Raw genomic sequence first — 20906 nt, 5'->3', positions numbered from 1 at the left:
TTCTCAGGATACAAGCAGGGATACAGGGATACAACGGATAAGGGGATACAGAGGTAGAAAGCCAGACACAAAAAAACCGGCTCAAGTGGCCGGTTTCTCTGGGTCTGAGAGTCTGGTAGAGACTTTCAGATACTGCTATATGGTGCCCCGAGGGAGACTCGAACTCCCACTCCTTTCGAAAACGGATTTTGAATCCGCCGCGTCTACCAATTCCGCCATCAGGGCTCAATGGCGGCGAAGTATAGAGATGAGATTACCGTTGGTCAATCACGTTTCATGGTCTATTTTCACTATTTCCGCTAGACTTCCCGGCCCTGCTAGACGAACCCCATCATGCGCGTTGCTGACTTTACTTTTGAGCTCCCTGATTCGCTGATCGCTCGCCACCCTTTGGCCGAGCGTCGCGCCAGTCGACTGCTGACCCTTGACGGGCCCAGCGGTGCCCTCGCACACCGTCAATTCACTGATTTGCTTGAGCATTTGCGCCCAGGCGATCTGATGGTTTTCAACAATACCCGGGTGATTCCGGCGCGGCTGTTTGGCCAGAAAGCTTCCGGCGGCAAGCTGGAAATCCTGGTGGAACGGGTGCTGGACAGCCATCGTGTGCTGGCCCATGTGCGCTCCAGCAAGTCGCCCAAACCGGGGTCGAGCATCCTGATCGAGGGCGGTGGTGAAGCCGAGATGGTCGCGCGCCACGATGCCTTGTTCGAACTCAAGTTTGCTGAAGAGGTGTTGCCGCTGTTGGAGCGTGTCGGCCATATGCCGTTGCCTCCTTATATAGACCGCCCCGACGAAGACGCGGACCGCGAGCGCTATCAGACCGTGTACTCACAGCGCCTCGGCGCCGTCGCCGCGCCGACTGCCGGGCTGCATTTCGACCAGCCACTGCTGGATGCGATTGCCGCCAAGGGCGTCGACACCGCCTATGTGACCCTGCACGTGGGGGCCGGGACGTTTCAGCCGGTGCGTGTGGATAACATCGAAGACCACCATATGCACAGCGAATGGCTGGAAGTCAGCCAGGACGTGGTGGATGCGGTGGCGGCGTGCAAGGCGCGGGGCGGTCGGGTGGTGGCCGTGGGCACCACCAGCGTGCGTTCGCTGGAGAGCGCGGCGCGTGATGGCGTGCTCAAGCCGTTCAGTGGCGACACCGATATCTTCATTTTCCCAGGGCGGCCATTCCATGTGGTCGATTGCCTGGTCACCAACTTCCATTTGCCCGAATCCACGCTGTTGATGCTGGTGTCGGCATTTGCCGGTTACCCGGAAACCATGGCCGCTTATCAAGCCGCCATCGCTAACGAGTACCGTTTTTTCAGCTACGGTGATGCGATGTTTATCACCCGTAACCCGGCGCCGCGCGGCCCTGAGGACAACTTATGAGTCGTATGTCGTTTGAATTGCTCGCTACGGACGGCAAAGCCCGTCGTGGTCGGCTGACCTTCCCGCGTGGCACTGTGGAGACCCCGGCGTTCATGCCGGTCGGCACCTATGGCACCGTCAAGGGCATGTTGCCCCGTGACATCGTCGCCACTGGCGCCGAAATCATTCTCGGCAACACCTTCCACCTGTGGCTGCGCCCAGGCACGGAAGTGATCAAGAAGCATGGCGACCTGCATGACTTCATGAAGTGGCAAGGCCCGATCCTCACCGACTCCGGTGGTTTCCAGGTGTTCAGCTTGGGCGCCATGCGCAAGATCAAGGAGGAGGGCGTGACCTTCGCCTCGCCGGTCGACGGCGCCAAGGTGTTCATGGGCCCGGAAGAGTCGATGCAGGTACAGCGCGACCTGGGCTCGGACATCGTGATGATTTTCGACGAGTGCACGCCGTACCCGGCCGATGAAGACGTGGCGCGTATCTCCATGGAGTTGTCGCTGCGCTGGGCCCAGCGTTCGAAGAACGCCCATGGTGATAACTCGGCAGCGCTGTTCGGTATTGTCCAGGGCGGCATGCATGAAAGCCTGCGCAAACGCTCGCTGGAAGGCCTCGACAAGATCGGCTTCGACGGCCTGGCCATCGGCGGTTTGTCGGTGGGCGAGCCCAAACACGAAATGATCAAGGTGCTCGATTACCTGCCGGGCCTGATGCCCGCTGACAAACCTCGTTACCTTATGGGCGTTGGCAAACCGGAAGATCTCGTAGAGGGTGTGCGCCGCGGTGTGGACATGTTCGATTGCGTGATGCCAACCCGTAATGCCCGCAATGGGCATCTGTTCATCGATACAGGCGTGCTGAAGATCCGTAACGCGTTCCATCGCCATGATGATTCGCCGCTGGATCCTACCTGTGACTGCTACACCTGCCAGAACTTCTCCCGTGCTTATCTGCACCATCTGGACAAGTGCGGGGAAATGCTGGGTAGCATGTTGAATACCATCCACAATTTGCGTCACTACCAAGTCCTGATGGCTGGTTTGCGCGAGGCTATTCAACAGGGTACATTGGCCGCCTTCGTCGATGCCTTCTATGCCAAGCGTGGCCTCCCTGTGCCGCCCTTGGACTGAGTTTTCCGACCCTAAGATTCACTATTTGCAACTGGAGTGCTAAATGAGCTTTTTTATCTCTAACGCCATGGCTGACGCCGCTGCGCCTGCTGCTGCCGGCCCTATGGGCGGTGGTTTCGAGTGGATTTTCCTGGTCGGCTTCCTGGTCATCTTCTACCTGATGATCTGGCGTCCACAGGCCAAGCGCGCCAAAGAGCAGAAAAACCTGCTGGGCAGCCTGCAAAAAGGCGACGAAGTCGTGACCACTGGCGGCATCGCCGGCAAGATCACCAAGGTTTCCGATGCTTTCGTGGTACTGGAAGTCTCCGACACCGTGGAAATGAAGTTCCAGAAGGGCGCCATCGCCGCCACGCTGCCTAAAGGCACGCTCAAAGCGATCTAAGTAACAACCTTTACCAATCGACGGGGCGCGCAAGGCGCCCCGCGTTATAAGCGGGCGGCGTGATGCTGAACAAATACCCTCTGTGGAAATACGTACTGATCCTGGCGGTGCTGGCGATCGGCTTTATTTATTCCGCTCCCAATCTCTATCCTGATGACCCGGCGATCCAGATCTCTGGCGCCAGCACTTCGCTGCAGGTCAATCAGGCTGATCTGGACCGTGCGAGCAAAGCGCTCAACGACGCGGGTATCCAGGTTAAAGCGGCAACCTTGGCGGCTGGTTCCAAAGGCGGCTTGTTGCGCCTGACCAAGCAAGAAGACCAATTGCCGGCCAAAGATGTCGTACGCAAGGTCATGGGTGACGACTACGTTGTCGCGCTCAACCTGGCCCAGACCACGCCACAATGGCTGCGCAGCATTGGCGCGCACCCGATGAAGCTGGGTCTGGACTTGTCCGGTGGTGTGCACTTCCTGCTGGAAGTCGACATGGACAAGGCCCTGGACGCACGTCTGAAGGTCTACGAAGGCGACGTGAAGAGCCTGCTGCGCAAAGAGAAGCTGCGCTATCGCAGCCTGCCGCAGCTCAACGGTGCCATCCAGCTGGGCTTTGCTGACGAAGCATCCCGCGAACAAGCCCGTGCGCTGATCCGCAAGAACTTCAATGACTTCGACATCGTACCGGCCGACCTCAATGGTCAAGCGGTACTGCGCCTGGCGATGAGCCCGGCCAAGATCGCTGAAATCCGCGAATACTCCATCAAGCAGAACTTGACCACGGTCCGTAACCGCGTCAACGAGCTGGGTGTGGCCGAGCCGATCGTGCAGCGCCAGGGCGCCAACCGCATCGTGGTTGAGCTGCCAGGCGTACAGGACACCGCTGAAGCCAAGCGTATCCTCGGCAAGACCGCCAACCTGGAGTTCCGTCTCGCGGCAGACCCAGGCGCTACGCGTGCCACTTCCGAAGAATTCGAATTCCGCGAAGGTAACCGTCCTCCTGCGCTGATCGAGCGTGGCTTGATCATCACCGGTGACCAAGTGACCGACGCCAAGGCCGGTTTCGGCGAGCACGGCACGCCTGAAGTGAACATCCGTCTGGATGGCCATGGCGGCGAACTGATGAGCCGCGCCACGCGCAGCAACGTCGGTCGCAGCATGGCGGTGATCTTCATCGAGCAGCGCCCGGTGACCACCTACACCAAGCAGATGGTCAACGGCGTCGAGAAAGACGTGCCGGTGCAGACCTTCAAGGAAGAGAAGAAGATCATCAGCCTGGCGACCATCCAGTCGCCGCTGGGTGCTCAGTTCCGTATCACTGGCCTGAACGGCCAGGGCGAGTCGTCCGAGCTGGCGTTGCTGCTGCGTGCCGGTGGCCTGGCTGCACCGATGTACTTCGCTGAAGAACGTACCATCGGCCCGAGCCTGGGTGCCGACAACATCACCAAGGGTGTCGATGCGGCGCTGTGGGGCATGTTGTTCGTGTCGCTGTTCATCATCGCCATCTACCGCTTCTTTGGTGTGATCGCCACCGTCGCCCTGGCGGGCAACATGGTGATGCTGCTGGCCCTGATGTCGTTGCTGGGCGCCACACTGACCCTGCCGGGTATCGCCGGTATCGTACTCACCATGGGTATGGCGGTGGACGCCAACGTGCTGATCTTCTCGCGGATTCGTGAAGAGATCGCCGCCGGCATGACCGTGCAGCGTGCAATCAACGAAGGCTTCGGCCGGGCATTTACCGCGATCCTCGACTCCAACCTGACCACGCTCTTGGTCGGCGGGATTCTCTTCGCCATGGGCACAGGCCCGGTGAAAGGCTTTGCGGTGACCATGTCCCTCGGGATCTTTACCTCGATGTTCACGGCCATCATGGTGACCCGCGCAATGGTCAACCTGATCTTTGGCGGGCGTGACTTCAAGAAGTTGTGGATTTAAGGGGCTGCCATGTTACGTACAATCAACTTCATGGGCGTTCGCAACGTTGCGTTCGGCGTCACCGTGCTCCTTACTGTTCTGGCGTTGTTCAGCTGGTTCCATAAGGGCCTGAACTACGGCCTGGACTTCACCGGCGGTACGCTCATCGAGCTGACCTACGAGAAGCCCGCCGACGTTACCCTGGTGCGCAACGAGCTGGTCAAGGCCGGCTATCACGAGGCCGTGGTACAGAGCTTTGGTGCCACCACCGACTTGCTGGTGCGTATGCCTGGCGAAGACCCGCAACTGGGTCACCAGGTAGCCGAGGCCTTGCAGAAGGTGGGTGGCGACAACCCGGCGTCGGTCAAGCGCGTCGAGTTCGTCGGCCCGCAAGTGGGTGAAGAACTGCGCGACCAGGGCGGCCTCGGCATGCTGATGGCGCTGGTCGGCATCATGATCTACCTGGCGTTCCGCTTTCAGTGGAAGTTCGGTGTCGGCGCCATTGTGTCGCTGATCCACGACGTGATCGTGACCGTGGGTATCCTGGCCTATTTCCAGATCACCTTCGACCTGACCGTATTGGCGGCCGTGCTGGCGATCATTGGTTACTCGCTCAACGACACCATCGTGGTATTCGACCGGGTTCGTGAGAACTTCCGTGTACTGCGCAAGGCGACGTTGATCGAGAACATCAACATCTCCACCACCCAGACCCTGCTGCGGACCATGGCGACGTCGATCTCCACCTTGCTGGCGATTGCTGCGCTGATGATCTTTGGTGGCGACAACCTGTGGGGCTTCTCCCTGGCGCTGTTTATCGGCGTTCTGGCGGGTACCTACTCGTCGATCTACATCGCCAACGTGGTGCTGATCTGGCTGAACCTCAACAGCGAAGACTTGATCCCTCCTGCCGCTACCGACAAGGAGGTCGACGACCGTCCTTGATGGGCGCTTGTTGATCCGCCGTTACAAGAAAGGCGCGAGTATTGAACTCGCGCCTTTTTTTTTGCTCCAAGGCTGGGTATAGCGCGGATCTTTCGGTCCGCTTGTGATGGTCAGGAGGTTCATGTGAACAAGTCGTTGCTGGTTGGTGCGGTATTGGGTGCTGTCGGTGTGACTGCCGGAGGCGCTGTTGCCACCTACAGCCTGGTAAAAAGCGGCCCTGAGTATGCGCAAGTGCTGGCGGTGCAGCCGGTGAAAACCCAGATTAAAACCCCTCGTGAGGTCTGCAAGGACGTCACTGTGACCCGGCAGCGTCCGGTGCAGGATCAACATCAAATCGCCGGTACCGTGGTGGGTGCCCTTGCGGGTGGCCTGCTAGGCAACCAGATTGGTGGCGGTAACGGTAAGAAGCTGGCCACCGTGGCCGGTGCGGTCGGTGGTGGTTACGCCGGTAACAAGGTTCAGGAAGGCATGCAGAACCGAGATACCTACACCACCACGCAAACTCGCTGTAACACCGTTAACGACATCAGTGACAAGGTGGTCGGTTATGACGTGCGTTACAACCTGGATGGCAAGGAAGGTACCGTGCGTATGGAGCGCGACCCTGGCAGCCAGATTCCGGTGGACAAGGAAGGCCGTCTGATCCTGGGTCAGAACCAGCAGTAACCCCAAGGTCTGGTTTCGATCCAAATGTGGGAGCTGGCTTGCCTGCGATAGCGGTGGGTCAGTAACTAATCACTTGGTTGGCAGCCCGCCATCGCAGGTAAGCCAGCTCCCACATTGGATTGTATTGAGTCAGTTGGAATTGGTTTTTTGCTAAATCCCACGCATAAAAAAAGCACCCCGAGGGGTGCTTTTTTTGTGCTCGCTCGCTTAACGCTTCAGCGAAGCCGGCAGGTGCGGCTGGATCGCCGTCAGTACTGCCTTGAAGCATTTGGTGTTGCCAGCCACGACGTGGCCTTTCTCCAGGAAGTCGTGACCACCGGTGAAGTCGCTCACCAGGCCGCCCGCTTCTTGAATCAGCAGGGCGCCAGCAGCCATGTCCCACTCGGACAGGCCCGACTCCCAGAATGCATCAAAACGACCGGCGGCTACATACGCCAGGTCCAGGCTGGCTGCACCGGCGCGGCGGATGCCGGCGGTCTGGCCAACCAGAGCGCGGAACATGCCCAGGTAGTTTTCCAGGTTGTCCATCTGGTCGTCACGGAACGGGAAGCCGGTACCCAGCAGGGCGCCTTCCAGGCTGGTACGGCCGCTGACACGCAGGCGGCGACCGTTCAACTGGGCGCCACGGCCACGGCTGGCGGTGAATTCTTCCTGGCGAACCGGGTCCAGCACAACGGCGTGTTCCAGGCGGCCACGGTATTTGCAGGCGATGCTCACGGCAAAGTGCGGGATGCCGCGCAGGAAGTTGGTGGTGCCATCCAGTGGGTCGATGATCCACAGGTAGTCTTCGCCTTCGCCGCTGCCTTTGTGCAGGCCGGTTTCTTCGCCGAGGATGCCGTGGGTAGGGTAGGCCTTGCGCAGGGCGTCGATGATTTTCTGTTCGGCGGCGCGATCCACCTCGGATACATAATCCTTGGCGTCTTTTTCGTCGACCTTGATGGTATCCAGGCGCTCGATGGAGCGGAAAATCAATTCACTGGCGCTGCGGGCGGCGCGCAGCGCGATATTCAGCATGGGCTGCATGGATAGGTCACCTAAGGTTGTTAAAGAAAGCCGAGCATTCTAGCAGAAACTTTCTTCAGGTGAAGGACGACGTTCGCTTTCATGGCATAACCTTAGGCGGTTCTGTAAGATTTGCTCCCCTTTCCTGTGTCCGAGAGCGCCTCCCTTGCTGCAAAACATTCGTGTCGTCTTGGTCAATACCAGTCATCCCGGCAACATCGGCGGGGTGGCGCGAGCCATGAAAAACATGGGGCTGACGCGCCTGGTGCTGGTCGAACCGCGGGTATTCCCGCACCACGAGGCTGATGCTCGTGCGTCCGGCGCCAATGACTTGCTTGAAAATGCCCAGGTGGTCGCCACCTTGGAGGACGCCTTGGTCGGCTGCAATCTGGTGCTCGGCACCAGCGCCCGTGACCGGCGTATCCCATGGCCGCTGCTGGACCCGCGTGAGTGCGGCACCAAAGTGGTGGAGGAGGCTGTTGGCGGCGCTGAGATCGCCTTGGTATTTGGCCGTGAAGACTCCGGCCTGACCAACGAAGAACTGCAGCGATGTCATTACCACGTGCATATCCCCTCAGACCCTGAGTTCAGCTCGCTGAACCTCGGGGCTGCGGTGCAGGTGCTGACTTATGAAGTGCGCATGGCCTGGCTGGCCGCTGCTGGCCAGCCGAGCAAGGTGGAAAAGGAAGAGGTTGCATCGACCAAAAGTGGCGAGTTGGCCACCATGGACGAGCTGGAACGGTTCTATGAGCACCTGGAGCAAACCCTGGTCGCCATCGAATTCCTCGACCCTGAAAAGCCACGGCACTTGATGGCGCGCCTGCGTCGCTTGTACGGCCGCAGCTCGGTGAGCCGGGCTGAAATGAACATATTGCGTGGCATCCTCACGGAAACCCAGAAAGCGGCCCGTGGTGAGCTTCTTAAGCGGAAGGATTAAAAATGTTCGAGCGTTTGCGAGAAGATATCCAAAGTGTTTTCCACCGTGACCCGGCGGCGCGCAACGCCTTTGAAGTGCTGACCTGCTACCCGGGCATGCACGCGATCTGGATCCACCGCCTGTCCGGCGCCCTGTGGGGCATGGGCTGGAAATGGCTGGCGCGGCTGGTATCGAATTTCGGGCGCTGGTTGACCGGTATCGAGATCCACCCGGGTGCCAAGGTGGGTCGTCGGTTCTTTATCGACCACGGCATGGGCATCGTGATTGGCGAGACGGCTGAGATCGGCGATGACGTCACCCTCTATCAAGGCGTGACCCTGGGCGGCACCACCTGGAACAAGGGTAAGCGCCACCCAACGCTGGGCGATGGCGTGGTGGTAGGGGCGGGCGCCAAGGTGCTCGGGCCGTTTACCGTGGGGGCTGGTGCGAAGGTTGGCTCCAACGCGGTAGTGACCAAGGCTGTACCGCCGGGTGCCACGGTTGTGGGTATTCCAGGCCGTATCATCGTCAAGCCGCAAGTCGGTGATGAGCAAGAGGCCAAGCGCAAGGCCATGGCCGAGAAGATTGGCTTCGATGCCTATGGCGTCAGTGAAGACATGCCCGACCCGGTGGCTCGCGCCATTGGTCAATTGCTGGATCATCTGCAGGCGGTAGACGGCAAGCTGGAGGGTATGTGCGGTGCGCTGAAGGAGCTGGGGAGCCCGTACTGCGCCAAAGACCTGCCTGAGTTGCGTGAAGAAGACTTCGCCCAAATCAAGGACGAAGCCGCCACCAAGGCAAGCTGACGTTCATCCCTGTAGGAGCGAGCTTGCTCGCGAAGATCGTCAAAGATAACGCAGCGCATCTGGTTTGGCGCGGCGCTCTCTGGGTCTTCGCGAGCAAGCTCGCTCCTACAGTTGTTCGCCGCCATATTGGTTGCGCTGTTCGATCCCACCCCACCCTGCTATGATTCGCGCGCCCTTTTTACGGGTAATCCTGACTAAAGTACTAGGTCTTATAGTTGACTTAAATACTCGGGAATCGCATACTTGCTCCCATTCTGAAGCACCTTGGTACTTGTCCATGAGACTGACTACAAAAGGCCGATACGCGGTGACCGCCATGCTCGACTTGGCCTTGCACGCGCAAACTGGGCCGGTGTCCCTGGCCGATATCTCCGAGCGCCAAGGCATTTCCCTGTCCTACCTCGAGCAGTTGTTCGCCAAATTGCGCCGTAGCAATCTGGTTTCCAGCGTTCGCGGTCCGGGTGGTGGCTATCAGTTGTCCCGCGACATGCAGGGCATTCAGGTGGCTCAGGTGATCGACGCGGTCAACGAATCCGTCGATGCCACCAAATGCCAGGGTTTGGGTGACTGCCATGCCGGCGACACCTGCCTGACACACCACTTGTGGTGTGACTTGAGCCTGCAGATCCATGAGTTTTTGAGTGGTATCAGCTTGGCTGATCTTGTGACTCGCCGTGAGGTGCAAGAAGTAGCCCAGCGTCAGGACCAGCGCCGTTGCAACACCAAGGCGCCGCGTCTGGACAAGATTGAAGCGTCCGCCGTCGAGTGACAGCCGAAGAGCTAACGGCACGCCAGCCAGCCTGATTTAGGAGAAAGTCCATGAAATTGCCGATTTACCTTGATTACTCAGCGACCACCCCGGTTGATCCGCGTGTCGCGCAAAAAATGAGCGAATGCCTGCTGGTCGACGGAAACTTCGGCAACCCGGCCTCCCGTTCCCACGTATTCGGCTGGAAAGCCGAGGAAGCGGTCGAGAACGCTCGTCGCCAGGTCGCTGACCTGGTCAATGCCGACCCGCGCGAAATCGTCTGGACCTCCGGTGCCACCGAGTCCGACAACCTGGCTATCAAGGGTGCGGCGCATTTCTACGCGACCAAAGGCAAACACCTGATCACCACCAAGATTGAGCACAAGGCTGTCCTGGACACCATGCGCCAACTGGAGCGTGAAGGTTTCGAGGTTACCTACCTTGAGCCGACCACCGACGGTATCGTCACCCCGGCCATGATCGAAGCTGCGATGCGTGAAGACACCATCCTGGTTTCGGTGATCCACGTGAACAACGAAATCGGCACCATCAACGACATCGCCGCCATTGGCGAGCTGACCCGCTCCAAGGGCGTGTTGCTGCACGTCGACGCTGCTCAGTCCACTGGCAAGGTCGATATCGACCTGTCCAAGCTGAAAGTCGACCTGATGTCGTTCTCGGCCCACAAGACTTACGGCCCTAAAGGCATCGGTGCTCTCTACGTAAGCCGCAAGCCGCGCGTACGTATCGAGGCGACCATGCACGGCGGCGGTCACGAGCGCGGCATGCGTTCGGGCACCCTGGCGACCCACCAGATCGTCGGCATGGGCGAAGCCTTCCGTGTAGCCAAGGAAGACATGGCTGCCGAAAACGTGCGCATCAAGGCCCTGAGCGATCGCTTCTACAAGCAGGTCGAAAACCTTGAAGAGCTGTACATCAACGGCAGCATGACCGCCCGTGTACCGCACAACCTGAATTTGAGCTTCAACTACGTCGAAGGCGAGTCGCTGATCATGGCGCTCAAGGACCTGGCGGTATCGTCCGGTTCGGCCTGCACCTCGGCGTCCCTTGAGCCTTCGTACGTACTGCGCGCCCTGGGCCGCAACGACGAACTGGCACACAGCTCGATCCGCTTTACGTTCGGCCGCTTCACCACCGAAGAGCAAGTCGACTACGCCGCGCAGAAGGTCTGCGAAGCCGTCAACAAGCTGCGCGTCCTGTCCCCGCTGTGGGACATGTACAAAGACGGTGTCGATATTTCCAAGATCGAATGGGCGGCACACTAACTATAGAAGCCGCCACCCAAGCTCTGTAAGAACGTGGCGGAAAACGCAGGCGTTTCTACAGGGTTCCAGAGCGGCCCTGATGAGTGAGGATTCAGTACCATGGCTTACAGCGAAAAGGTCATCGACCACTACGAAAACCCGCGCAACGTCGGCAAGATGAACGCGGAAGATCCTGATGTCGGCACTGGCATGGTTGGCGCTCCGGCGTGCGGCGATGTGATGCGCCTGCAGATCAAGGTCAACGATGCTGGCGTTATCGAAGACGCCAAATTCAAGACTTACGGCTGCGGTTCGGCTATCGCCTCCAGCTCCCTGGCGACCGAATGGATGAAAGGCAAGACCCTGGATGAGGCTGTCACCATCAGCAACACCCAGCTGGCCGAAGAACTGGCGCTGCCGCCAGTGAAAATCCACTGCTCGGTACTCGCTGAAGACGCCATCAAGGCGGCGGTTCGCGACTACAAGCAGAAGAAAGGCTTGATCTAAGCATTTGGCGACGAGTAAGGAGTCAACGATGGCTATCAGCATGACAGAAGCGGCTGCGCAGCACATTCGCCGCTCCCTGAATGGGCGCGGTAAAGGTGAGGGGATTCGTCTGGGTGTACGCACCACGGGCTGTTCCGGCCTTGCCTACGTGCTGGAGTTTGTCGACGAGGTGGTTGCAGAGGATCAGGTGTTCGAAAGTCACGGCGAAAAAGTGATTATCGACCCCAAGAGCCTGACCTACCTGGACGGCACCGAACTCGATTTCGTCAAGGAAGGGTTGAACGAAGGCTTCAAGTTCAACAACCCTAACGTGCGCGGTGAATGTGGCTGCGGCGAAAGCTTCAACATCTGAGGCTACTCGTGGGTACTCCTTGTCATTTCGCTTTATTCGAGCTGCAGCCGAGCTTTCGGCTGGACCTTGAGCAGCTTGCTACGCGCTACCGTGAGTTGGCGCGTGGCGTGCATCCGGACCGCTTTGCCGACGCTTCCGAGCGTGAGCAACGCTTGGCGCTGGAGCAATCGGCCAGCCTCAACGAAGCCTATCAGACGCTAAAAAGCCCCCCGAAACGCGCCCGTTATTTACTGGCGATGAAGGGCGGTGAGTTGCCGATGGAAGTCACCGTGCATGACCCGGACTTCCTGATGCAGCAGATGCAGTGGCGTGAAGAGCTCGAAGACTTGCAGGACGAAGCCGATGTGGCTGGCGTCGTGGTCTTCAAGCGCCGTCTGAAGGTGGCCCAGGATGAGCTCAACGAAAGCTTCGCAGCCTGTTGGGATGATGCGGCGCAACGCGAACAGGCCGAACGCCTGATGCGGCGCATGCAGTTCCTCGACAAGCTCACCTACGAAGTGCGCCAGCTAGAAGAGCGCCTCGACGATTAACCCAGTGCTGCCCGTGATGCACGCCTGATAGACAGATAAGACCTGATTACCATGGCTCTACTGCAAATCGCCGAACCCGGCCAAAGCCCTCAACCGCACCAGCGTCGCCTGGCGGTCGGGATTGACCTGGGCACCACCAATTCCCTGGTTGCTGCCTTGCGCAGCGGCCTGTCCGAGCCACTGCCCGATGCCGATGGGCAGGTGATCCTGCCGTCCGCCGTGCGTTATCACGCCGACCGCACCGAAGTGGGCGAATCGGCCAAGCTGGCCGCGTCCGCAGACCCCTTGAACACGGTGTTGTCGGTCAAGCGCTTGATGGGTCGTGGGTTGTCCGACGTCAAGCAATTGGGCGACCAACTGCCGTACCGCTTTGTCGGCGGCGAATCCCATATGCCGTTCATCGACACCGTCCAGGGGCCCAAAAGCCCGGTGGAAGTGTCGGCCGATATTCTCAAGGTGCTGCGCCAGCGTGCAGAAAGCACCCTGGGCGGTGAGCTGGTAGGGGCGGTGATCACTGTTCCGGCGTATTTCGATGACGCCCAGCGCCAAGCCACCAAGGATGCGGCGAAACTTGCCGGCTTGAACGTGCTGCGCTTGCTCAACGAGCCGACTGCGGCGGCGGTGGCCTACGGCCTCGATCAGCACGCTGAGGGCCTGGTCGCTATTTATGACCTGGGCGGCGGCACCTTCGATATTTCGATCCTGCGCCTGACCGGCGGTGTGTTTGAAGTGCTCGCAACCGGCGGCGACAGCGCCCTGGGTGGCGATGATTTCGATCACGCTATTGCTGGCTGGATCATCAGCAGTGTCGGCTTGTCGGCTGACCTGGACCCAGGCGCGCAGCGCAACTTGCTGCAAACTGCCTGCGCGGCCAAAGAGGCGCTGACTGACGCTGCCTCTGTTGAAGTGTCCTACGGTGACTGGTCGGCACAGCTGACCCGCGAAGCCTTTGATGCGCTGATCGAGCCGATGGTCGCCCGCAGCCTCAAGGCCTGCCGTCGTGCTGTGCGTGATTCCGGTATCGAGTTGGAAGACGTCGGTGCAGTGGTCATGGTCGGCGGTTCCACCCGTGTGCCGCGCGTGCGTGAAGCGGTCGCCGAGGCCTTTGGGCGTCAACCATTGACCGAAATCGACCCGGATCAAGTCGTCGCCATCGGCGCTGCCATCCAGGCCGATACCCTGGCGGGTAACAAACGCGATGGCGGCGAATTGCTGTTGCTCGACGTGATCCCGTTGTCCTTGGGCCTGGAAACCATGGGCGGCTTGATGGAGAAGGTGATTCCGCGTAACACCACCATCCCCGTCGCGCGCGCCCAGGACTTCACCACCTACAAAGACGGCCAGACAGCCATGATGATTCATGTGCTGCAAGGTGAGCGCGAGCTGATCAGCGACTGCCGCTCCCTGGCGCGCTTTGAGTTGCGTGGCATTCCAGCGATGGTGGCCGGTGCCGCCAAGATTCGCGTGACCTTCCAGGTCGATGCCGATGGCTTGCTCAGCGTGGCTGCGCGCGAACTGGCCTCGGGCGTTGAAGCCAGCATCCAGGTCAAGCCGTCCTACGGCCTCACCGATGGCGAAATCGCCAAGATGCTCAAGGATTCGTTCCAGTATGCCGGTGACGACAAGGTCGCCCGCGTATTGCGCGAGCAACAAGTGGATGCCCAGCGCCTGCTTGAAGCGGTGCAGGGTGCCCTTGAAGCCGACGGCGAGCGCTTGCTGGATGCCGAAGAACGCATGGTCATTGACCTGCAGATGCAGGAACTGGCCGAACTGATGAAAGGCAACGATGGTTACGCCATCGAGCAACAGACCAAGCGCCTGTCGCAAGTGACTGATGCCTTTGCCGCCCGCCGTATGGATCAGACGGTTAAAGCCGCGCTGGCGGGCCGCAACCTGAATGAAATTGAGGAATAACTGATGCCGCAGGTCACTTTTCTACCGCACGCCGAACATTGCCCTGATGGCATGGTCGTGGAGGCTGAGACCGGCAAGTCCCTGCTCGACGTCGCGCATGACAACCATATCGAGATCGAAAGTGCCTGTGGCGGCGTCAATGCCTGCACCACCTGTCACTGCATCATTCGTAAAGGTTTCGACAGCCTCAATGAGGCTGACGACCTGGAAGAAGACTATCTTGATCGGGCGTGGGGCCTGGAGCCGACGTCGCGCCTGAGTTGCCAGGCAAAAGTGGGGACTGAAGACCTCACCGTCGAAATCCCGAAATATTCGCTTAACCATGCGGCCGAAGCGCCGCACTGATGGTGTCACTGTCATGAGCTATGGTTGGAATGATGTACAACGCATCGCAGAAGAGTTGGCCGAAGCCAAGCCGGACGTGAATCCGTTGACCGTTAATTTTGTCGATCTGCAGCACTGGATCATGGAGCTTCCCGATTTCGATAGTAACTCTGGCCGTTGTGGCGAGAAGGTTCTGGAAGCTGTCCAACAGCTCTGGATCGAAGAAATCGACTGATCGACCTTGCAGGTTAGGCAATACCCCTGAACCCGCGTATAATTCGCGGGTTTAATTTTTCGTAAATTACCGTTTCTGGAGTTACACCATGGCTGTTCAACGTACTTTCTCCATCATCAAGCCTGACGCTGTTGCAAAAAACGTCATCGGCGAGATCACCACTCGTTTCGAAAAAGCCGGCCTGAAGGTTGTAGCTTCGAAACTCAAGCAACTGTCCAAGGCTGAAGCTGAAGGCTTCTACGCTGAGCACAGCGCTCGTGGCTTCTTCGGCGACCTGGTTGCCTTCATGATCTCCGGTCCTGTTGTTGTCCAGGTTCTGGAAGGCGAAAACGCCATCGCTCTGAACCGCGAGCTGATGGGCGCTACCAACCCTAAAGAAGCAGCTGCTGGCACCATCCGTGCTGACTTCGCTGAATCCATCGACGCCAACGCTGTTCACGGCTCGGACTCCGAAGCTGCTGCTGCTCGCGAAATCTCGTACTTTTTCGCTGCTACTGAAGTAACCGCTCGCTAAGCATCGGCTTAAAGAGTGAGGGTGAATCCATGACTACATCGACTGTTAAAACCAACCTGCTGGGTCTGACTCAGCCGGAAATGGAGAAATTCTTCGACTCAATCGGGGAGAAGCGTTTCCGTGCCGGTCAGGTAATGAAGTGGATTCACCACTTTGGCGTCGACGATTTCGACGCCATGACGAACGTCAGCAAGGCCCTGCGCGACAAGCTCAAGGCCATTGCCGAGGTGCGTGGTCCCGAAGTGGTCAGCGAGGACATCTCCAGCGACGGTACCCGTAAGTGGGTCGTGCGCGTGGCGTCCGGCAGCTGTGTCGAGACCGTGTACATTCCCCAGGGCAAACGCGGCACTTTGTGCGTTTCGTCCCAGGCAGGCTGTGCCCTGGACTGCAGTTTCTGCTCCACCGGCAAGCAAGGCTTCAATAGCAACCTCACCGCCGCTGAAGTTATCGGCCAGGTGTGGATTGCCAACAAATCCTTTGGCAGCGTCCCGGCGACCGTCGACCGTGCCATCACCAACGTGGTGATGATGGGCATGGGTGAGCCGCTGCTGAACTTCGACAACGTGATTGCGGCCATGCACCTGATGATGGACGACTTGGGCTACGGCATCTCCAAGCGCCGTGTGACCCTGTCGACCTCCGGCGTGGTACCGATGATCGATGAGCTGGCCAAGCACATCGACGTCTCCCTCGCGTTGTCGCTGCACGCACCTAATGACGCATTGCGTAACCAATTGGTGCCGATCAACAAGAAGTATCCGCTTAAGATGTTGCTCGAGTCGTGCCAGCGTTATATGGCGACCCTGGGTGAGAAGCGTGTGTTGACCATTGAGTACACCATGCTCAAGGACGTCAACGACAAACTGGAGCACGCGGTCGAGATGATCGAATTGCTCAAGGACACCCCGTGCAAGATCAACTTGATCCCGTTCAACCCGTTTCCCCATTCTGGCTACGAGCGGCCGAGCAACAACGCTATCCGTCGTTTCCAGGATCAACTGCACCAGGCCGGCTATAACGTCACTGTGCGAACCACTCGTGGTGAAGACATCGATGCCGCGTGTGGCCAATTGGTAGGGCAGGTGATGGACCGCACCCGCCGCAGTGAACGTTATATCGCCGTGCGCGAACTTAACGCCGCTGAAGATTTGCCGCAAATCGCTGTGAATCGAATCTGAGAGAGGATCTCTATGCCCTTGCGCCTTGCGCTGCTTTTACTCTTTACCGGCCTCGTGGCCGGTTGCGTTTCATCGGGCCATGACAGCCCGTTGCGCACTGATAAAGGCCGTGATGAGGCGCGAGTTGCCTATGTGCAACTGGGCTTGGGGTACCTGCGCCAAGGCATGAGCGAGCAGGCCAAGGTGCCGTTGAAAAAGGCCCTTGAACTGGACGCCGATGATGCCGATGCCAACGCCGCGCTGGCCCTGGTGTTTCAGGCCCAGGCCGAGCCCGAGCTGGCCGACCGCTATTTTCACAAGGCCCTGGCCTCCCGTCCTGCCGACCCGCGGCTGCTGAACAACTACGGCAGTTTCCTGTTCGAGCAGCAACGGTATGACCTGGCGTCACGTTATTTCCAGCAAGCCGCCACCGATACCCTCTACCCGCAACGTTCGCGGGTGTTCGAGAACCTCGGTGTGACCTCGATGCGCCTCGGCCAGCGCGACAGCGCCCGCCAGCAACTGGAAAAAGCCCTGCATTTGAATAGTCGCCAGCCACGGGCATTGCTCGAAATGGCTGAGTTGTCTTACGAAGACAGGCATTATGTGCCGGCACGTGACTATTACGAGCGTTTTAGCCTGCTCAGCGGGCAAAATGCACGTAGTCTATTGCTCGGTGTGCGCCTGGCGACGGTTCATGAAGAACACGACACGGCCGCACGTTTTGGCCAGCAACTCGAACGACTCTATCCCGGTACGCCGGAATATCAGCAATACCTGTCGGAGCAATGATGAAAGCCGCGCACCCGGAAGATGTAGCAGCTAATCGCGTCAACCCAGGCGAAACCTTGCGCCAGGCCCGCGAAAGCCATGGTTGGTCGCTGGCGGAAGTGGCCCTCAAGCTCAATTTGACCAGCACCTCCCTGGCCAACCTGGAAGCCGGCGCGTTCGACAAGCTGCCTGGGCACACCTTTGCCCGCGGCTATATCCGCGCCTATGCCAAATTGCTGGGTATCGACCAGGCCGTGCTGGTTCAGGAGTTCGACCAGTTCACCGGTACCGACGCCCAAGGCAGTAATGTCCATGGGTTGGGGCGTATCGAAGAGCCAACACGGGTTTCCCACACCATTTTGCGGATTGTCAGCCTGTTGTTGCTGATTGCCGTGGTCGGCGGCGGTTTTGTCTGGTGGCAAGACCAGACCTCCCAGCGCAACAAAGACCTGACCAGCAACGCCATGGAACATGTCGAAGTCGAAAGTGCGGACGGCACCACTCAGATTCACCCCCTGGACGAGCCGGAAGACCAGGCCGTGGTAGAAGGGCAAGCCGCGCCGCAAGCGCCGGCCACTGCCGAGCAACCCGCGCCAGACGCTGGCACGGCCCCGGCTGCGACGGCTGCGGTGCCGGCTCCGGCGGTTCCAACCGCTCCGGCAGCACCCGTGGCCCAGGCTCCGGTGGTTCCGACACCTGCCCCTGCGACCCCTGCGCCAGCCGCACCCGCAGCGCCGGCGATGTCGCCTCCCACCACCCCGGCATTGATCGCCGGTGACGGGCGCGTACAAATTACCTTCATCGCTGACTGCTGGACGCAGGTCACCGATGGCAACGGCAAAGTGCTGTTCAGCGGTTTGAAGCGTAAGGGAGATACGCTTGACCAGGGCGGCAAGCCTCCTTTGACGCTGCGTCTGGGCTTTGCCCGTGGCGCGCAAGTGGCCTACAACGGCCAGCCTGTAGACGTGGCGCCGTTCACCAGTGGCGAGACTGCTCGCCTCAAGTTGGGACAATAGTCATGCACGGCGAATCTCCAATCAAACGTCGCGTATCGCGCAAGATCTGGGTCGGCTCGGTGCCGGTGGGTGGCGATGCCCCCATTGCAGTGCAGAGCATGACCAACAGCGACACCAACGATGTGGCCGCCACCGTGGCCCAGATCAATCGTCTGGAAGCGGCTGGCGTGGACATCGTGCGGGTGTCCGTTCCGGACATGGACGCAGCCGAGGCCTTTGGTCGTATCAAACAGTTGGTCAAGGTGCCACTGGTTGCCGATATTCACTTCGACTACAAGATCGCGTTGCGCGTGGCCGAACTGGGTGTGGACTGCCTGCGTATCAACCCCGGCAATATCGGGCGTGAAGATCGCGTGCGTGCTGTGGTTGATGCTGCCCGGGATCGTGGTATTCCGATCCGCATTGGCGTCAACGCCGGCTCCCTGGAAAAAGACCTGCAAAAAAAATACGGCGAGCCCACGCCGGCAGCGCTGGTTGAGTCTGCACTGCGCCACGTTGAACACCTGGAACGCCTGAATTTCCAGGACTTCAAGGTCAGCGTAAAGGCCTCTGATGTGTTCATGGCCGTAGAAGCCTATCGCCTGCTGGCCAAAGAAATCGTGCAACCGCTGCACCTGGGGATCACCGAAGCGGGCGGTTTACGCTCAGGCACGGTGAAATCTGCGGTGGGTCTCGGTATGCTGCTCGCCGAAGGGATTGGCGATACTATCCGCATCTCCCTGGCGGCAGACCCCGTAGAGGAAGTGAAGGTCGGCTACGACATTCTCAAATCCCTGCGTTTGCGTTCCCGTGGTATCAACTTCATCGCCTGCCCGAGCTGCTCGCGGCAGAACTTCGACGTGGTGAAAACCATGAACGACCTGGAGTTGCGCCTCGAAGACCTGCTGGTGCCGCTGGATGTCGCGGTGATCGGTTGTGTGGTCAACGGGCCGGGTGAGGCCAAAGAGGCCCACGTGGGCCTGACCGGTGGTACACCGAACCTGATTTACATCGACGGCAAGCCGTCGCAGAAGCTAACGAATGACAATCTGGTGGATGAGCTGGAAAAGCTGATCCGCGAGAAAGCGGCCGAGAAGGTCGCCGCTGACGCAGCGCTGATCGCTCGCGGCTGATTGACCGAATTTAAGGATCTGATGTGAGCAAGTCTCTGCAAGCCATTCGTGGCATGAACGACATCCTGCCGGAGCAGACGCCACTGTGGCGCTACTTCGAGAGCACGGTCGCGCGCCTGCTGGATAACTACGGTTACAAGCAGATCCGCATGCCGATCGTCGAGTTCACCGAGCTGTTCAAGCGCTCCATCGGTGAAGTGACCGACATCGTCGAAAAAGAGATGTACACCTTTGAAGACCGCAACGGCGACTCCCTGACCTTGCGTCCGGAAGGCACGGCCGCGTGCGTGCGCGCCGTACTGGAACATGGCATCACCGGTGGTGGCCAGACCCAGAAGCTGTGGTACATCGGCCCGATGTTCCGCCACGAGCGCCCACAGAAAGGCCGTTACCGCCAGTTCCACCAGATCGGTTGCGAAGTGTTCAACCTGGACGGCCCGGACATCGACGCCGAGCTGATCGTGCTGACCTGGCGCCTATGGGGCCAGTTGGGCATTCGTGACGCCGTCAAGCTTGAACTCAACAGCCTGGGCACCAGCGAGTCCCGCGGGCGCTACCGCGAAGCCTTGGTCGAGTACCTGTCGGCCCACCTGGACAAACTGGACGAAGACAGCCAACGCCGTCTGAAAACCAACCCGTTGCGCGTCCTGGATACCAAGAACGCCGATACCCAGGCCGTGCTGGTCGATGCGCCGAAAATGGCCGATTACCTGGACGACGAATCCCGTGTGCACTTCGAGGGCCTCAAGGCTCGCCTGGATGCAGCCGGTATTCCCTACGTGATCAACCCCAAGCTGGTGCGTGGCCTCGACTACTACAGCAAGACCGTGTTCGAGTGGGTCACCGACAAGCTTGGCGCCCAGGGCACCGTGTGTGCCGGTGGTCGCTACGACGGCCTGGTCGAGCAAATGGGCGGCAAGCCGACCACGGGCGTGGGCTTTGCCATGGGCATCGAGCGGCTGATCCTGCTGCTGGAAACCCTGGAGCAGGTCCCGCAAGAGATTTCCCGTCAGGTGGACGTGTACCTGTGCGCCTTCGGCGAGGCTGCCGAACTGGCGGCCCTGGCCTTGAGCGAAAAAGTACGTGACCAACTGCCGAGCCTGCGCCTGCAGGTCAATGCCGGCGCTGGTAGCTTCAAGAGCCAGTTCAAGAAGGCCGACAAGAGCGGTGCGCTGTACGCACTGATCCTCGGCGATGACGAGCTGGCCCAGCAAGTGGTAGGTTTCAAACCCCTGCGTGGCCAGGGCGAACAACAGAACATTGCCTTTGATGCGCTCGCTGCGCACTTGGCCACCTGCGTTGTGCAGGGTTGAAGCTGTCGAACAGCCGA

At 59.5% G+C, this 20906-nt stretch carries 23 protein-coding genes and 1 tRNA gene; 22 read left to right on the top strand and 2 right to left on the bottom strand.

Annotated features, from left to right (window positions below; all coding sequences use genetic code 11):
* Positions 1 to 140: 140 nt before the first annotated feature.
* A tRNA-Leu gene (locus tag HU731_RS10640) sits at positions 141 to 225 on the bottom strand.
* Between the two features lie 108 nt (positions 226 to 333).
* On the opposite strand from HU731_RS10640, the gene queA reads away from it, so the two are divergent.
* The 6 genes from queA (at position 334) to HU731_RS10610 (ending at position 6407) form a co-directional block, all read left to right on the top strand.
* Complete coding sequence (gene queA, locus HU731_RS10635) at positions 334 to 1383, top strand: tRNA preQ1(34) S-adenosylmethionine ribosyltransferase-isomerase QueA (RefSeq protein WP_003194027.1); 1050 nt, start codon at positions 334 to 336, stop codon at positions 1381 to 1383.
* Between the two features lie 5 nt (positions 1384 to 1388).
* Positions 1389 to 2504: a tRNA guanosine(34) transglycosylase Tgt gene (gene tgt / locus HU731_RS10630; RefSeq protein ID WP_186607871.1), complete on the top strand. Its 1116-nt coding sequence runs from the start codon at positions 1389 to 1391 to the stop codon at positions 2502 to 2504.
* Positions 2505 to 2547: 43 nt separating this feature from the next.
* On the top strand, positions 2548 to 2886 hold the full coding sequence (gene yajC, locus HU731_RS10625) for a preprotein translocase subunit YajC (RefSeq protein WP_003175975.1): 339 nt from the start codon (positions 2548 to 2550) through the stop codon (positions 2884 to 2886).
* A gap of 62 nt (positions 2887 to 2948) precedes the next feature.
* Entirely contained in the window at positions 2949 to 4817 is a 1869-nt protein-coding gene (gene secD / locus HU731_RS10620; protein WP_186607837.1) for a protein translocase subunit SecD, read from the top strand.
* A 9-nt stretch (positions 4818 to 4826) separates the two neighbouring features.
* Positions 4827 to 5741: a protein translocase subunit SecF gene (secF, locus tag HU731_RS10615; RefSeq protein ID WP_186607838.1), complete on the top strand. Its 915-nt coding sequence runs from the start codon at positions 4827 to 4829 to the stop codon at positions 5739 to 5741.
* Between the two features lie 123 nt (positions 5742 to 5864).
* Positions 5865 to 6407, top strand: coding sequence for a glycine zipper 2TM domain-containing protein (locus tag HU731_RS10610; protein WP_003194023.1), 543 nt, complete (start codon positions 5865 to 5867; stop codon positions 6405 to 6407).
* Positions 6408 to 6614: 207 nt separating this feature from the next.
* On the opposite strand, the gene suhB is transcribed toward HU731_RS10610, so the two are convergent.
* Positions 6615 to 7430: a type III secretion system regulator SuhB gene (gene suhB, locus HU731_RS10605; RefSeq protein WP_005791195.1), complete on the bottom strand. Its 816-nt coding sequence runs from the start codon at positions 7428 to 7430 to the stop codon at positions 6615 to 6617.
* Positions 7431 to 7575: 145 nt separating this feature from the next.
* Here suhB and trmJ point away from each other — a divergent pair, with 145 nt between their 5' ends.
* From trmJ to hisS, 16 genes are all read left to right on the top strand, one after another.
* Positions 7576 to 8346, top strand: a complete 771-nt coding sequence (trmJ, locus tag HU731_RS10600; RefSeq protein WP_186607839.1) for a tRNA (cytosine(32)/uridine(32)-2'-O)-methyltransferase TrmJ — start codon at positions 7576 to 7578, stop codon at positions 8344 to 8346.
* A gap of 2 nt (positions 8347 to 8348) precedes the next feature.
* Positions 8349 to 9131 carry a serine O-acetyltransferase gene (gene cysE / locus HU731_RS10595; protein ID WP_186607840.1) on the top strand — a complete coding sequence of 261 codons (783 nt, stop codon included), beginning with the start codon at positions 8349 to 8351 and terminating at the stop codon, positions 9129 to 9131.
* Positions 9132 to 9408: 277 nt separating this feature from the next.
* Positions 9409 to 9900: a Fe-S cluster assembly transcriptional regulator IscR gene (iscR, locus tag HU731_RS10590; protein ID WP_003194020.1), complete on the top strand. Its 492-nt coding sequence runs from the start codon at positions 9409 to 9411 to the stop codon at positions 9898 to 9900.
* Between the two features lie 50 nt (positions 9901 to 9950).
* Positions 9951 to 11165, top strand: a complete 1215-nt coding sequence (locus HU731_RS10585) for an IscS subfamily cysteine desulfurase (protein WP_003194019.1) — start codon at positions 9951 to 9953, stop codon at positions 11163 to 11165.
* Between the two features lie 99 nt (positions 11166 to 11264).
* Positions 11265 to 11651: a Fe-S cluster assembly scaffold IscU gene (gene iscU, locus HU731_RS10580; protein WP_003175965.1), complete on the top strand. Its 387-nt coding sequence runs from the start codon at positions 11265 to 11267 to the stop codon at positions 11649 to 11651.
* A gap of 28 nt (positions 11652 to 11679) precedes the next feature.
* Positions 11680 to 12003: an iron-sulfur cluster assembly protein IscA gene (iscA, locus tag HU731_RS10575; RefSeq protein ID WP_003175963.1), complete on the top strand. Its 324-nt coding sequence runs from the start codon at positions 11680 to 11682 to the stop codon at positions 12001 to 12003.
* Positions 12004 to 12011: 8 nt separating this feature from the next.
* Complete coding sequence (gene hscB, locus HU731_RS10570; RefSeq protein ID WP_186607841.1) at positions 12012 to 12533, top strand: co-chaperone HscB; 522 nt, start codon at positions 12012 to 12014, stop codon at positions 12531 to 12533.
* A 51-nt stretch (positions 12534 to 12584) separates the two neighbouring features.
* Positions 12585 to 14447 (top strand): Fe-S protein assembly chaperone HscA, encoded by a 1863-nt coding sequence (gene hscA / locus HU731_RS10565; protein ID WP_186607842.1) that lies wholly within the window; start codon positions 12585 to 12587, stop codon positions 14445 to 14447.
* Between the two features lie 3 nt (positions 14448 to 14450).
* Positions 14451 to 14792, top strand: a complete 342-nt coding sequence (gene fdx, locus HU731_RS10560) for an ISC system 2Fe-2S type ferredoxin (RefSeq protein WP_005791182.1) — start codon at positions 14451 to 14453, stop codon at positions 14790 to 14792.
* A gap of 13 nt (positions 14793 to 14805) precedes the next feature.
* Positions 14806 to 15006 carry a Fe-S cluster assembly protein IscX gene (iscX, locus tag HU731_RS10555; protein WP_186607843.1) on the top strand — a complete coding sequence of 67 codons (201 nt, stop codon included), beginning with the start codon at positions 14806 to 14808 and terminating at the stop codon, positions 15004 to 15006.
* An 88-nt stretch (positions 15007 to 15094) separates the two neighbouring features.
* The gene (ndk, locus tag HU731_RS10550; protein ID WP_003175956.1) at positions 15095 to 15520 is read left to right on the top strand and encodes a nucleoside-diphosphate kinase; all 426 of its coding nucleotides are present in this window, start codon (positions 15095 to 15097) and stop codon (positions 15518 to 15520) included.
* 29 nt (positions 15521 to 15549) lie between these two features.
* The gene (rlmN, locus tag HU731_RS10545) at positions 15550 to 16698 is read left to right on the top strand and encodes a dual-specificity RNA methyltransferase RlmN (protein ID WP_003194014.1); all 1149 of its coding nucleotides are present in this window, start codon (positions 15550 to 15552) and stop codon (positions 16696 to 16698) included.
* 12 nt (positions 16699 to 16710) lie between these two features.
* Entirely contained in the window at positions 16711 to 17469 is a 759-nt protein-coding gene (pilW, locus tag HU731_RS10540) for a type IV pilus biogenesis/stability protein PilW (protein ID WP_105228359.1), read from the top strand.
* A complete protein-coding gene (locus HU731_RS10535; RefSeq protein ID WP_186607844.1) occupies positions 17469 to 18464 on the top strand; it encodes a RodZ domain-containing protein in 996 nt (331 codons plus the stop codon). The genes pilW and HU731_RS10535 overlap by 1 nt, the downstream gene beginning before the upstream one ends.
* A gap of 2 nt (positions 18465 to 18466) precedes the next feature.
* Positions 18467 to 19576 (top strand): flavodoxin-dependent (E)-4-hydroxy-3-methylbut-2-enyl-diphosphate synthase, encoded by a 1110-nt coding sequence (gene ispG / locus HU731_RS10530; protein ID WP_003175952.1) that lies wholly within the window; start codon positions 18467 to 18469, stop codon positions 19574 to 19576.
* A 23-nt stretch (positions 19577 to 19599) separates the two neighbouring features.
* Positions 19600 to 20889: a histidine--tRNA ligase gene (hisS, locus tag HU731_RS10525; RefSeq protein WP_186607845.1), complete on the top strand. Its 1290-nt coding sequence runs from the start codon at positions 19600 to 19602 to the stop codon at positions 20887 to 20889.
* Positions 20890 to 20906: the final 17 nt, after the last annotated feature.

This window comes from Pseudomonas salmasensis, from assembly GCF_014268375.2.
Lineage (GTDB): Bacteria > Pseudomonadota > Gammaproteobacteria > Pseudomonadales > Pseudomonadaceae > Aquipseudomonas > Aquipseudomonas salmasensis.
This window is presented reverse-complemented; position numbering and strand designations above follow the sequence as displayed.